An 11632-nucleotide genomic window follows, 5' to 3' on the forward strand; every position below is an offset into this window, starting at 1 on the left:
CTGCGGAGCGCCGGTAAGACCAGGAGCGATCCCGGCACAGCGCGAAGAAACAGGAAGCCACGGATTCCCGACCGAACCCCGTGCCGCGTAGCGGCACGGCAACGATCGAGAAGGCCAGAATCCTCGGGCTGCAGCCCGAGGAGCATGTCAAAGCGGCAGGGCCTGCGCAGCGTCCGCGGGCGTCATCGCGGTCGCGGGCGTCACCGCGACCGCCGCCGCCGCGACCGCCTCGATGGACCCGGCGGGCGTCGGCAAGGCCGACAGCAACGGCTCGGCCTCCTCGGACCGCTGGTGCGGCAGTGTGACCGCGCGGAGCGGCCGGGGACCCGACACGACCGTGTAGTCCTGTCCCAGGAACGGCGGCACGATCTCGCCCGGGTCCTCGCCGAGCGCCAACTGCACCGCAGCCCAGGGCGCGTTGACGCCGCAGAGAGCCAGCTGATGCAGGCCGCCGGCCGGTCGGGTGTTGACGTCCATCAGGACCGGCCGGTCGCCGAACATCCGGAATTGGATGTTGGAGAGGTAGTGCAGCCCGAAGCCCTCGGCGATGAGACGCGCGGGCTCCAGCCACTGCTCGTGCAGGGTGAAGCCCCGGCGGCGGCCGTTCTTCGTCCGGCCGACGGCCATCCGCAGGATGTTGTCGGGGCCGGTGAGGCAGTCCACGGACACCTCCGGCTGCTCGAGCCGCGGCATGACCAGCCAGTCGACCTGGTCGTCGCCCTGCTCTTCGGCTTGCCGCAACGCTTCGACCACCAGGTCGAGTTGGACGTACGGGCTGGGGAAGCCGGTGAGGTGCGCGAGCGAGAAGGGCGTGCGGGTGATCACGCGGAAGCCCACCCCGCCCGCGCCGGACGCCGGCTTGAAGCAGGCCCGGTGCCCCGCCTCCTCCAACTCCTCTACCGCGGCGACGAGTTCGTCCGCGGAGCGGACCCGGAACCACGGCGGCACCGGCACCCCGATCGCCTGCACGGCCTCGTACGCGATCACCTTGTCGTGGAAGACGGCGACGGCCTCCGGCGGCGGCGCCAGCAGTGCGGTGCCGACCGCCTCGAAGTCGGCGCGGTGCGCCACGACGGCCGCCTGGTGCAGTCGCGGGACGAACACGTCGATGCCGCGACGCCGGCACTGGGCGAGTGCGTACTCGACGTATGCGGCCGGGGACAGGCCCTCGGGCTCCAGCTCGGCGGTGTCGGCGGCGGCGAGGACGGGGGAGTCGGCGTCACCGTGCGTGGCATGGATCTCGACGGCCCGGTCGCTGGGATTTCGTCGCAGCTGATCCGTGAAGAACACGTTCTCCGCGTACGTGCGGTTGAGCCAGACGCGTACGCGAGAGACCATGCGAGGCCGCCTTTCACGGTGTGCGGGCAGGGCGAAACAGGCCCGGCCCGGGCAGGGGGAATGGTGGGTCACCGAACCGCACTGCGTGGAGGGACGCCCATGACGGTGGTGTTGGGGCGATCATACGGCTTCTCGAGGGTGCCGCGTGCAACACGCGTGTTACGGATTTTCCGATCTTGTTCCCGTACGGGGCCCGGTCGGGTAGGGGAGCGCTGCGGCGCAGGTGGGGGCGGGTGCGGTGCCGCGGGCGACCGGATCGGACCTTGTACGACGGGCTCGGATGTGTTCTCGTGGAGGCGCAGGTGTGTTCGTGGGAACGCGGAGCGTGGGCTAGTGAGCGGGGGCTCGAGGTGACGACGACGGCCGGTGGCGCCGGACGACTGCTGGCCATCAGTGATCTGCACATCGGATATCCGGAGAACCGTGCTCTGGTCGAGGCCATGGCCCCGGAGACGGACGAGGACTGGCTGCTGGTGGCGGGCGACGTCTCGGAGAACGTCGCCGACATCCGCTGGGCCCTGAAGACCCTCGCGAGCCGCTTCCGCAAGGTCGTGTGGGTCCCCGGCAACCACGAGCTGTGGTCACATCCCTCCGACCCGGTCTCGCTGCGCGGAGTCGCCCGCTACGAGCACCTCGTCGAGGTCTGCCGCGATCTGGGCGTGACGACGCCCGAGGACCCCTACCCGGTGTGGGAGGGGCCCGGCGGCCCGGTGGTCGTCGCGCCGCTGTTCCTGCTGTACGACTACTCGTTCCTCCCGGCCGGCTGCGCGACCAAGGCGGAGGGGCTGGCCTACGCGGAGAGCACCGGCATCGTCTGCAACGACGAGTATCTGCTGCACCCCGACCCGTATCCGACCCGTGAGGCCTGGTGCCGGGCCCGGGTGGCCGAGACGGAACGCCGGCTCGCCGAGATCCCGGGCGACCTGCCCGTCGTCCCCGTGAACCACTATCCGCTGCACCGGCACCCCATGGACGTGCTGTGGCATCCGGAGTTCGCCATGTGGTGCGGCACCGGGCTGACCGCGGACTGGCACCGCCGCTTCCGCGTCGCCGCCATGGTCTACGGCCACCTCCACATTCCGCGGACCACCTGGCAGGACGGCGTCCGCTTCGAGGAGGTGTCGGTGGGCTACCCGCGCGAGTGGCGGGGACGTCCGCAGCCGCCGGGCCGCCTGCGGCGCATCCTGCCCGCGGAGTCCGCAGAGCCAGTGAAATCCGCGAACCGGGCCGGGACGTCCGGGACGTCCGGGGAATCCGGGACATCCACGAAGTCCGCGAAGCCCGCGAAATCCGGAGGGTCCGGGGAGTCCGCTGAGACGGAGGTCCGGTGATCGAGGATCTGTTGCCCGAGTCGGTGGTGGCGGTGGAGGCCTTCGGCGAGGAGGGCGTGCGCGAGTTCGGCGACGCGCCGCTGTACCCGCAGGAGGAGGCGCTGCTGACGAGGGCGGTGGACAAACGCCGTCGTGAGTTCACCGTCGTACGCGCCTGCGCCCGGCGGGCCATGGAGAAGCTCGGCGTGCCCCCGCAGCCCGTGCTGCCCGGCGAGCGCGGCGCGCCGCAGTGGCCCGACGGCCTGACGGGCAGCATGACCCACTGCGAGGGCTACTGCGCCGCCGCGCTCGTCCGGGCCGACGACCTGGCCTCCCTCGGCATCGACGCCGAACCGCATGCCCCCCTTCCCGAGGGCGTGCTGGACGCCGTCGCCCTGCCCGCCGAGGCGGCCCGGCACGAACGCCTGGCCGAGGAGCGACCCGAGGTGCACTGGGACCGGCTGCTCTTCAGCGCCAAGGAATCCGTCTACAAGGCGTGGTTCCCCCTCACCCGTAAGTGGCTCGACTTCAGCGAGGCCGACATCGATCTCACGGCCACGCCCGCCGGACCCGGCATGGGCTCGCAGGGGACCTTCCGGGCCCGGCTGCTCGTGCCCGGCCCGATGGTGGGCGGCCGGCGGGTCGGGCACTTCGAGGGCCGCTGGAACGTCCGGCGTGGTCTGGTGGCGACGGCCGTGACGGTCCGGCACGGCTGAGACCGCCGGCCCGGCGGTCACGCGCCGGGGCACCAGCTGTGCAGCAGCCGGAAGAACTCCTCCTCGTTGCCCGTCAGTCCGGCGTCCGCCAGGGCCCGCTCCGCCTCGGCCAGCACGCCGGGCGGGACCACGGGAGGCAGCCGGTCGTGCGGTGGGCCGAAGGCGCAGGGGTCCTCGCCGCCCCCCTCGTCGCCGAAGGCCGCTCTGACGGTGTGCAGCAGCCTCAGGTAGGCCTGCACGGCGGTGCGCTCGCGGTCGGTCGGTACGGCTGTGGGCATCGGTCGGCTCTCCCCGTGTCGGCGTCGTCTCCCACGCGCCCCGACGGCGCGTACGCCCCCGTGCGGCGGCGCACACCCCAGCTTGCCGCCCACCACTGACAATCCGGCCGTCGACCCTCTTCGCGGGTTCCGCACGCCTCCCGTTCCGCAGCGATCCGGCGAGGGTGGGAGCGGGGGCGTGGGCGTGGGCCGAGTGTCAGTTCTGCGGTCCGAGATACCCCAGCGACGCCTCGATCCGGCCCGCCAGGTGGTCCCGCTGCCCGCGGCCACGCGGTGCCGAACCCGGCAGCCAGGCCCGGCACTTGCTGGCCAGCAGCAGACCGAACGTCTCCGCCTGCCGCTCGTCGGCCAGATCGAAACGGGTGCGCGCGGCGACGCTGCGCACGGTCGCCTGGAGGTCCGCTCCGTCGCCGAGCGAACGGGCCGCGACCGCCGCGCCCTCGACATGATGGCTGCTGTGGCCCGCCTTCATGTGCCACAGCTCGTGCCCGAGAATCACCAACTGGTGGTCAGGAGCGGTGCGTTCCTCGATGACGACCAGGTCCTGGTCGGCCATGTCCAGCCAGAGACCGCTGGCCGTGTCGGCGGGGAAGGACGCCATGCGGAAGTGGACCGGACGGCCGCGCCGTCTGCTCATCCCGTCGCACAGGGCGGTGTACAGGTCGGCCGGCGCCGAGGGGGCCGGGAGGGTCAGCTCCGAGACCAGCTCGCCGCTGAGGCGGCGCATTTCCTTGGCGATGTTCACGCTTCTCCCCCGGATCACGACTCGGGCCGCTTCACGCTCTCCAGGAGCATGTCCAGCCACTCGGCGACCTTGTCGCGGTGCTGGTCGGTGGGCAGCTGGGCCGCCCGCCACGCGATCCCGCGGACGCCGTGGTCCTGCAGCAGCCGCTCCAGCGGGTCCTCGGCGGCCGCGGCCGCCTCGCGCGCGGCGAGCTTCTGCAGCAGCTCCTGCTCGGTGTGCTGCAGGGCTCCCGCGAGCGCCTCCGGGTCCTCGGCCGTGAGGAACCCGGCGTGCACGCGGAAGAACCGCTGGAGGGCGTCGCAGTGCTCCATCGTGGGACGCCGGTCGCCGTTGATGAGGGCGCCGGCCTGCTGGCGCGACATGCCGGCGCCGTCGGCGATCTCCTGCTGGGTGTACTTGCGGCCGTTGGGCTTGAGCCGGGTGCGGCGCAACAGGTCCAGGCGCTGCAGGAAGCGGGCCTGGACGTCGGGCTCCCCGGCGGGCCGCCCGCTCAGCAGGGCCTTGACCACGGACTCCGGGACCCCGGAGGCGACGGACAGCCGCCCCGTGGCGAAGACCTCCGCGTGCGGTACGCCCAGCCGGTCGGCGAGCGCGGCTACACGGGCGACGACGGCCGACAGCAGCACCGTCGCCGCGGCGCCCGGAACCTCGAAGCCATCCTCCGCCACCGACAGGTCTCCTAGGTCTCTCACGTCCCTCTCACAGGCACACGATCGCCGACACGGGCGCTCGCCGTGAACTGCGTGGAGAGTAGCGGGTGTTTCGAACTCACATCCAGGTCTCGCCACAACTGTGGCCAATTTCAGCCGTCAACGACCACGGAATGCCACGATAGTTGACATGCCGCGCGTCGGGGCACCAGGATCGGGGCGCCGCGTGAAGGCCGCATAGGCAAGAGGGGTGACCTCCCGATGGCATATCAGGCAGGAGGGCAGCGGTCCGTACCGCGGCCCGTCCCCGAGAGTCCCGAGGCCCAGGCGTATCTGCAGGACTACGCCGCGTATCTGGGGGCCGTCCCCTTCCCGTCCGTCGTTCTCGACCACCGCTGGGACGTGGTGCTGTCCAACGCCGCTTTCGCGTCACTCTTCCGCGACGTGAGTCCGCATCCGACGGCTCTGCCGAGTGACAACTTCCTCCGGTTCGTCCTGTTCCATCCCGACGCGCCCTCGGTCCTCGGCGACCACGAGACCGGCTGGTGCCTGCCGATGCTCGCCGGCTTCGCGGCCGCCGTCGAGCGGCACGGGCACGACCACGTGCTGCAGGCGATCCGCCGCGAGATCGCCCAGGACCCCATCATGGAGGCCGCCTACCGGCACGGGCTGCCGCACTGGATCCGAGCGGTCGGCGAGTGCGCCGTCGAACACGACGGGGCGGTCCGCCCGCTGCTGCATCCCGACCCGCGCTGGGGCGCCACGGAGTGCCGCATCGTCGGCGAGACCCCGAGAACCCTGCGGAACATGGGGTACACGCGGCTGACCATGGTGCTGCGCGAGGCACGTCCGGCGGCCGCGCCCCGCCGAGGGCGCGGCGCCCGCCGCGGCGCGAGCCACCTCAGCGTGGTCCCGGCCCCGGAGGGCTGACCGCCGCCGGGGCGCGCCCTCACGGCGGCCCCTCCCGGCTCTCACGACGGCCCCTCCCCGCCTCGACGCTGCTGGCGAGCCCGTTCGCCGACAGCGTCCCGCCTCTCGAGGGCCGTCGGCGCGTCGGCCCACCGTCGGCGGCGCCGCTCACCGGGCCGTTCGTCAGCCGCCCCCGTCGCGGGGTCTCGCGGGGCCGGCACGGCGGCCGCTCCGGCGCGCACACCTCCGCCCACGCGGGCCGGACCCGCACCGCCCCACACCCGCACCGCCCCACACCCGCTTTCCGGGTCACAGATCCAGCACGAGCTTCTTCCCCCGGCACCGCGACACGCAGATCATCATCGTCTCCCCGGCCTCCCGCTCCTCGGCGCTGAGCACGGAGTCCCGGTGCTCCGGTGTGCCGTCCAGCACATCGGTCTCACAGGTGCCGCAGGTTCCCTCGGTGCAGGAGTAGAGCACCTCGACGCCCGCCGCGCGCACGGCGTCCAGCACGGACACGCCCGGCGCGACCGTGAACGCACGCCCGCTCCGCGCCAGTTCGACCTCGAACTCGCCGTCAGCGCCGACCGGTCCCTCCTTCGCCCGGAACCGCTCGACCCGGAGCGCTCCGGCCGGGCAGCGCTCCTCCACGGCGTCCAGCAGCGGGCCGGGGCCACAGCAGTAGACGAGGGCGTCCCCGGGCAGCGCGTCGAGGACCGAACCGAGGTCGAGCAGCCCGACCTCGTCCTGCGGGGCGACGGTGACCCGGTCGCCGTACGCCGCCAACTCCCCGGTGAACGCCATGGACGCGCGGGTGCGGCCCCCGTAGAGCAGGCTCCAGTCGGCGCCCGCCGCCTCGGCCGCCGCCAGCATCGGCAGGACGGGGGTGATCCCGATGCCCCCCGCGATGAAGCGGTACCGGGGCGCCGGGCGCAGCGCGAAGTGGTTGCGCGGACCGCGCACCCCGACCTTGTCCCCCTGCCTCACCTGCTCGTGGACATGGGCGGATCCGCCCCGCCCTGCGGGCTCGCGCAGCACCGCGATCCGCCAGGCGCCCCGGTCTGCCGGATCGCCGCACAGCGAGTACTGCCGCTCCAGGCCCGGCCCGAGGACGACGTCGACATGGGCGCCGGGCTCCCAGGCCGGCAACGGCTCGCCCAGGGGATGGCGCAGGGTGAGGGCGAGCACGCCCTCGGCCGCGGACTCCCGCCGCTCGACGACGAGTTCGGCTTCGTACACATCGCTCATGGGGTGCCTCCCAGCGGCCGGTGTCCTTCGGGGTGGCCCAGCATCCACTCCCACATCTCGACCGGGTCCTGCGAGGCGTGCTCGGCGCCGCAGTGACAGGTGCCGTGCAGGACGTCCGTGCCCGGCAGCCAGTCGACGCGATAGATCTCGCCCGTGTCGCCGGTGCTCACAGGACCTCCACCGGCTTGTCGCCCTCCTCCACCAGCCGGGCGAGGATGCGCCGGGCGGCCAGACCGCCGGTGTCGATGTTGATGCTCAGCTCCTGGTAGCCGGAGCGCTCCGAACCGAGCGTGCGCTGAAGGAGATTGAGCGCGTCGACGTCCTGCATGACCACCGTGTGGTTGTTGCCCCGCAGGAACTCGGTGACCTCCTCGTCGTCCGTCGCCCAGTCCCGCGAGACCATCCAGAAGTCGTACACCTTGCCGTCGGCGGACGGCGTGATGGCGTAGGTGATCTCGGTGTGGAAACCGTTCGGGTCGCTGCCGTCGGCCTCGGGCAGGACGCCCACCGGCGCGATGCGGCTGTGCAGCAGGTACAGGCACGGCGCGTGGTACTCGATGTCCTGCCAGCGGGTGATCCGCCCCTCGATGCCGGTGGAGCGGGCGTAGAACGGCGGGCACTCGGCGTCGTCCATGTGCCGGCTGACCCGCACGATCCCCGCGCCCTCGTCGACCTCCGTGGTGATCGGCGTCTCGGCGACCTCGGGGGTGCCGATGTAACCGCCGTGCAGATACGTCTCGTGGGAGAGGTCGAGGAGGTTGTCGACGAGCAGCCCGTAGTCGGCGTCGATGGGCTCCATCCCGCGGACGGTCGTCCAGCCGGGGGAGTCGAGGTGGCGGGCGCGCGGGACGGTCTGCGGATCGGCCAGGGCCGGGTCGCCGATCCACACCCACACCAGGGAGTCCTGCTCCACGACCGGGTAGGCGGTCACCCGTGCGGTGCGCGGGATGCGCTTCTGGCCCGGCACGTACACGCAGGCGCCGGTCGTGTCGTAGGTGAAGCCGTGATAGCCGCACACGATGCGGTCGCCGTCGAGCCGGCTCTCGGAGAGCGGGAACCTGCGGTGCACACACCGGTCGTGCAGCGCGACGGGCGTGCCGTCCTCCTCCGTGCGGTAGAAGACGAGCGGCTCACCGAGGACCGTCCGGCCGAGCAGCTCCTCGCGCCCGACCTCGTGGCTGTAGGCGGCGACGTACCACTGGTTCCTGGCGAAGGCGGTGGTGTGAGGCATGGGGGTTCCCGTCCCTGTCGGCGGGGCGTCGTCGCCCCGCGTGCCGTGGTTGGAATCAGGGTCGTGAGGGTCGTGGCGGCTCGGCAAGGCGGCTTCCTTCAGGCGGAAGGACTTCTGTGAAGAGGCTGGTCAGAGCCCCGTTCTGTCAGCCTCTAGTCGCCAGAGCAGGGGGCCCGGGTGGTGCTGCTGTTCGGTTCGCGCTTGGGTTAGCCGGAGAGGGCGACGGCGAGTGCGACTACTCACTGCGTGGCGTTAATCGCCCAAAAATGTCCACTTAGTTTCAATTGCGAGACCCCTCTGTCGGCGGATGCTCGGTACAGCGGCAAGAATCAGCATCACTGCAGGTCAACTACGGTTCGTTTTGGATTCTGGGGCCCTCGGGTCGAATCCGGGTCGAATCCGCACCCTTTCAGGCTGTTGAGCGTGTTGCCGCTGGTCAGGATGGTGTGAAGTCACGCTGGATCGCATCGCGGATGGGGGCGGCGCGGCTAGCAGTCAGACCGACGAGCCGCCGAACAGATGCTGAGTGGCTGTGGTTGGCTGCCAAAGGGAGGCAACTCACCAGCAGAATCTTCGCTGCTGGTGGTGCACGCCTTTCGCGATCATGTCCTGCCTAAACAACTTCAGGCGGGGCGGTCGATGCGCGACGGCCCGGGACCGGCGGTTCCTGGCCGAGACCGACCTGCCGGGCGTCAGGGGCCATCCAGGAGATGCGCGGAAGGCGGACTGCGGGGCCGAGGCCCCACCGCCCCGCGCGGCAGCCGGCGCTCTCCTGACATCCTGTACCCCCCCCGGAACTGCCATTCCTCGGCGCCGACATCAGCACAGCCCCGGTCCGCTCGCCGTCACAAACGCCGAACTGGAAAATCACGGTGCACAGAGCTCATTGAGCGGTGCGCTGGGCCGCCTCAAGAAGCATGGGAGCGGCTTCCAGGGTCTGACGCGGAACCAGCAGACCGCCGTCGGTGCCGAGCACCTCGTCCCAGTGGTCGCGGAGTGTCTCGGCCGAGGGGTCTTGCGTGAAGTAGCCCGCCTCTTCGCCGGTGACGACTCGCGCGAATCGTCCCGAGAACGCGTCGAAGACCTGGCCCGATACGGAGCAGGAACGGTGAGCGAGCATAACCACCAGTGGCGCCACCAGTTCGCTGCGCATGGACTTGCGTGAGTACTCGAGGAATTGCTCGTCGGTGACCACGTCCGCCTGCATCCGGGTGAAGGCGGCCGGGCTGACGGCGTTGACGACGATGCCCGCCGGTTCGCCTTCCACGGCCAGCGCCTTGGTCAGGCCAAGGATCGCTCCCTTGGCCGAGGCGTAGGGCGACTGGCCGCTCATCCCGTAGAGCGCGGCGCCCGAGGTGGTGTTCACGATCCGACCGCGACCTTGGGCCTGGAAGTGGGGCCATGCCGCCCGGATCGGATGGACACTACCCATGACATGTACGCGCCAGTACTTCTCGAAGTCGGCGTCGGTGGAGTCCAGGAGCGGGATGTCGCCGGCGATCCCGGCGTTGTTCACCAGCGCGTCGAGGCGGCCGTAGGTGCAGACGGCCGTGTCGATGAGGTCGGCCCCGCCGTCCTGCGTGGAGATGTCCCCGAAGTGCGTGACGGCCTGTCCTCCCGCCTCCCGGATGAGCGCTACCGTCTCACGCGCCGGTTCCTCGGAGGCGCCGCCGCCCCCCCGGGCGGCGCCAAGGTCGTTGACCACGACACGGGCACCCCGTCGGGCGAACTCCTGGGCATACGCGCGCCCGAGGCCGCCTCCTGCGCCCGTGATGGCGATGACGTCTCCGTCGAAGGAGAGTTGCTCCATAGCCCGTACCTTCTCGTTGGTGGATCTGTGTGGATGTGTGGGGTGTCGAGCCGGCTGCGGCGCCGGCTCAGCCGGAGGTCATCTGGAACCAGCCGCCGTCGGCGACGTGGTTCGGTCCCGAGGCGAACGACGCCTCGCCCGACAGCAGTCAGGCGGTGGTGCGGGCCATCTCGATCGGCTCTCCCCTGCGACCACCCGGCTGTCCGGCCGCGAACCTCGTCTCGTCGATGCCCGAGGCTCCTCCGGCCGCGAAGGCTGCGCCGCTTCCGAAGGCTACCCGAAAATACTATCCCGTGGAAAGTATTTTTGACGGTACTCTGGGGAGATGGTCAAGGAGGTCAGGAAGGGCGACGAACCGGTCGGGTACGAGCGTGAGCTCACCAGTCACCTCACTCACCTCTTGCGACTGTGGACCTCGCCCCGGTTCCGTGAAGCACTCATGGGCATGAGCATGCACGGTCTCAACGAGACCGACAGCCGGGTGCTGTGGGAGCTCGCCCACCGCAACCCCTCCCGCCCCGGCGCGCTCGCCGAGGAACTCTCGCTCGGCGCGCCCGCGTTGACCAAGGCGGTCGCACGCCTCAGCGCACGCGGCCTGATCGAGGCGCTGCCCGATCCGTCGGACCAGCGCGCACGCCTGGTCAGCCTCACCGCCGAAGGTCGCGAGGTCGCCGCAGACCTGTTCCGCATCGGTGATCACATGATTGACAGTGTGACCCAGGGATGGTCACCGCAGGACGTGGCTCTACTCACCTCCCTGCTCGCGCGCCTCGGTGAGGACTCGACCCGCTTTGCCAAGCGACTGGCGGACGACTGAGGGCCGCCACAGTCAGCTCTGCGACGCTCCAGCCGCCGTGAGCGCCTCGAGTCGGAGCTGGAGGAGTCGATCGAGCGCCCACAGAGCGGCGGGCGCTTCGGCCGAGGGATCTATCAGCCAGGACTGGCCGATGGGCAGCCCGGATGGCAGGAGAACGTTCGCCGTGGTCGACACCACAGAGATCTACGTCCACTGCCCGACCTGGCGAGGCACCTACTGAAACATAAGCGGCAATCCGCTCACGCTAAATGCCCACTCCGGCGTAGTTGAGTTGTCCGCGTTTGGTGCGCCGGTTCTTGATGACGTCCAGGGTGCCCGGGTGCGGCGTAAGCGCGTCGCCGGTCGGTTGGAACTCGGCGTCTAGTAGGGCTTGGTCAGGTCGGTTGTGTGGTGATGCGTGTCCTGCCGGCCCGGTGTGGCGTTGAGAGTGTGTGACTCCGGACGAGATTGCTGCGGTGTGGTGAGTTGGAGGCGTTCGCGGCAGAGGTGTTCGAGCCGTTCGCGCGCAAGGATCAGCGTCGATGGGGGCAGGTGTATCTGCGGGGGCTGCTGACCGACGGGCAGCGTAAGTCGGTCGAGC

The 11632-nt window shown here is 70.9% G+C and carries 13 protein-coding genes; 5 read left to right on the top strand and 8 right to left on the bottom strand.

Annotation, left to right across the window (positions count from 1 at the left end; translation table 11 throughout):
• Positions 1 to 147 precede the first annotated feature (147 nt).
• The gene (locus IE239_RS40665; protein WP_190154482.1) at positions 148 to 1338 is read right to left on the bottom strand and encodes an ATP-grasp domain-containing protein; all 1191 of its coding nucleotides are present in this window, start codon (positions 1336 to 1338) and stop codon (positions 148 to 150) included.
• Positions 1339 to 1688: 350 nt separating this feature from the next.
• On the opposite strand from IE239_RS40665, the gene IE239_RS40670 reads away from it, so the two are divergent.
• Positions 1689 to 2669: a metallophosphoesterase family protein gene (locus tag IE239_RS40670; RefSeq protein ID WP_190154483.1), complete on the top strand. Its 981-nt coding sequence runs from the start codon at positions 1689 to 1691 to the stop codon at positions 2667 to 2669.
• A complete protein-coding gene (locus IE239_RS40675) occupies positions 2666 to 3364 on the top strand; it encodes a 4'-phosphopantetheinyl transferase family protein (RefSeq protein ID WP_190154484.1) in 699 nt (232 codons plus the stop codon). Before IE239_RS40670 ends, IE239_RS40675 begins: the two co-directional genes overlap by 4 nt.
• A gap of 17 nt (positions 3365 to 3381) precedes the next feature.
• Here IE239_RS40675 and IE239_RS40680 read toward each other — a convergent pair whose 3' ends face one another.
• From IE239_RS40680 to IE239_RS40690, 3 genes are all read right to left on the bottom strand, one after another.
• Complete coding sequence (locus IE239_RS40680; protein ID WP_190154485.1) at positions 3382 to 3642, bottom strand: hypothetical protein; 261 nt, start codon at positions 3640 to 3642, stop codon at positions 3382 to 3384.
• Between the two features lie 196 nt (positions 3643 to 3838).
• Positions 3839 to 4369, bottom strand: coding sequence for a toxin-antitoxin system, toxin component (locus IE239_RS40685; RefSeq protein ID WP_190154494.1), 531 nt, complete (start codon positions 4367 to 4369; stop codon positions 3839 to 3841).
• 32 nt (positions 4370 to 4401) lie between these two features.
• Positions 4402 to 5055, bottom strand: a complete 654-nt coding sequence (locus IE239_RS40690; protein WP_190154486.1) for a helix-turn-helix domain-containing protein — start codon at positions 5053 to 5055, stop codon at positions 4402 to 4404.
• A gap of 243 nt (positions 5056 to 5298) precedes the next feature.
• On the opposite strand from IE239_RS40690, the gene IE239_RS40695 reads away from it, so the two are divergent.
• Positions 5299 to 5967 (top strand): MmyB family transcriptional regulator, encoded by a 669-nt coding sequence (locus tag IE239_RS40695; RefSeq protein ID WP_190154487.1) that lies wholly within the window; start codon positions 5299 to 5301, stop codon positions 5965 to 5967.
• 288 nt (positions 5968 to 6255) lie between these two features.
• Here the strand turns inward: IE239_RS40695 and IE239_RS40700 are convergent, their stop codons facing one another.
• The 4 genes from IE239_RS40700 to IE239_RS40715 form a co-directional block, all read right to left on the bottom strand.
• On the bottom strand, positions 6256 to 7194 hold the full coding sequence (locus tag IE239_RS40700; RefSeq protein ID WP_190154488.1) for a PDR/VanB family oxidoreductase: 939 nt from the start codon (positions 7192 to 7194) through the stop codon (positions 6256 to 6258).
• A complete protein-coding gene (locus IE239_RS40705) occupies positions 7191 to 7364 on the bottom strand; it encodes a hypothetical protein (protein ID WP_190154489.1) in 174 nt (57 codons plus the stop codon). Before IE239_RS40705 ends, IE239_RS40700 begins: the two co-directional genes overlap by 4 nt.
• The gene (locus IE239_RS40710; RefSeq protein ID WP_190154490.1) at positions 7361 to 8425 is read right to left on the bottom strand and encodes an aromatic ring-hydroxylating dioxygenase subunit alpha; all 1065 of its coding nucleotides are present in this window, start codon (positions 8423 to 8425) and stop codon (positions 7361 to 7363) included. The genes IE239_RS40705 and IE239_RS40710 overlap by 4 nt, the downstream gene beginning before the upstream one ends.
• 883 nt (positions 8426 to 9308) lie before the next feature.
• Positions 9309 to 10235, bottom strand: a complete 927-nt coding sequence (locus tag IE239_RS40715; protein WP_190154491.1) for an SDR family NAD(P)-dependent oxidoreductase — start codon at positions 10233 to 10235, stop codon at positions 9309 to 9311.
• Between the two features lie 325 nt (positions 10236 to 10560).
• On the opposite strand from IE239_RS40715, the gene IE239_RS40720 reads away from it, so the two are divergent.
• The gene (locus tag IE239_RS40720; protein ID WP_190154492.1) at positions 10561 to 11052 is read left to right on the top strand and encodes a MarR family winged helix-turn-helix transcriptional regulator; all 492 of its coding nucleotides are present in this window, start codon (positions 10561 to 10563) and stop codon (positions 11050 to 11052) included.
• Between the two features lie 447 nt (positions 11053 to 11499).
• A partial coding sequence (locus IE239_RS40725; RefSeq protein ID WP_190154493.1) for a transposase occupies positions 11500 to 11632 on the top strand: 133 nt, incomplete at its 3' end.

The organism is Streptomyces humidus, from assembly GCF_014649655.1.
GTDB lineage: Bacteria > Actinomycetota > Actinomycetes > Streptomycetales > Streptomycetaceae > Streptomyces > Streptomyces humidus.

Excerpts from the sequence above, each read along its gene's own strand:
- IE239_RS40710 (WP_190154490.1), bottom strand. The coding sequence starts at position 8,425 with ATGCCTCACACCACCGCCTTCGCCAGGAACCAGTGGTACGTCGCCGCC.
- IE239_RS40695 (WP_190154487.1), top strand. The coding sequence starts at position 5,299 with ATGGCATATCAGGCAGGAGGGCAGCGGTCCGTACCGCGGCCCGTCCCC.
- IE239_RS40685 (WP_190154494.1), bottom strand. The coding sequence starts at position 4,369 with ATGCGCCGCCTCAGCGGCGAGCTGGTCTCGGAGCTGACCCTCCCGGCC.
- IE239_RS40700 (WP_190154488.1), bottom strand. The coding sequence starts at position 7,194 with ATGAGCGATGTGTACGAAGCCGAACTCGTCGTCGAGCGGCGGGAGTCC.
- IE239_RS40720 (WP_190154492.1), top strand. The coding sequence starts at position 10,561 with ATGGTCAAGGAGGTCAGGAAGGGCGACGAACCGGTCGGGTACGAGCGT.
- IE239_RS40715 (WP_190154491.1), bottom strand. The coding sequence starts at position 10,235 with ATGGAGCAACTCTCCTTCGACGGAGACGTCATCGCCATCACGGGCGCA.
- IE239_RS40665 (WP_190154482.1), bottom strand. The coding sequence starts at position 1,338 with ATGGTCTCTCGCGTACGCGTCTGGCTCAACCGCACGTACGCGGAGAAC.
- IE239_RS40680 (WP_190154485.1), bottom strand. The coding sequence starts at position 3,642 with ATGCCCACAGCCGTACCGACCGACCGCGAGCGCACCGCCGTGCAGGCC.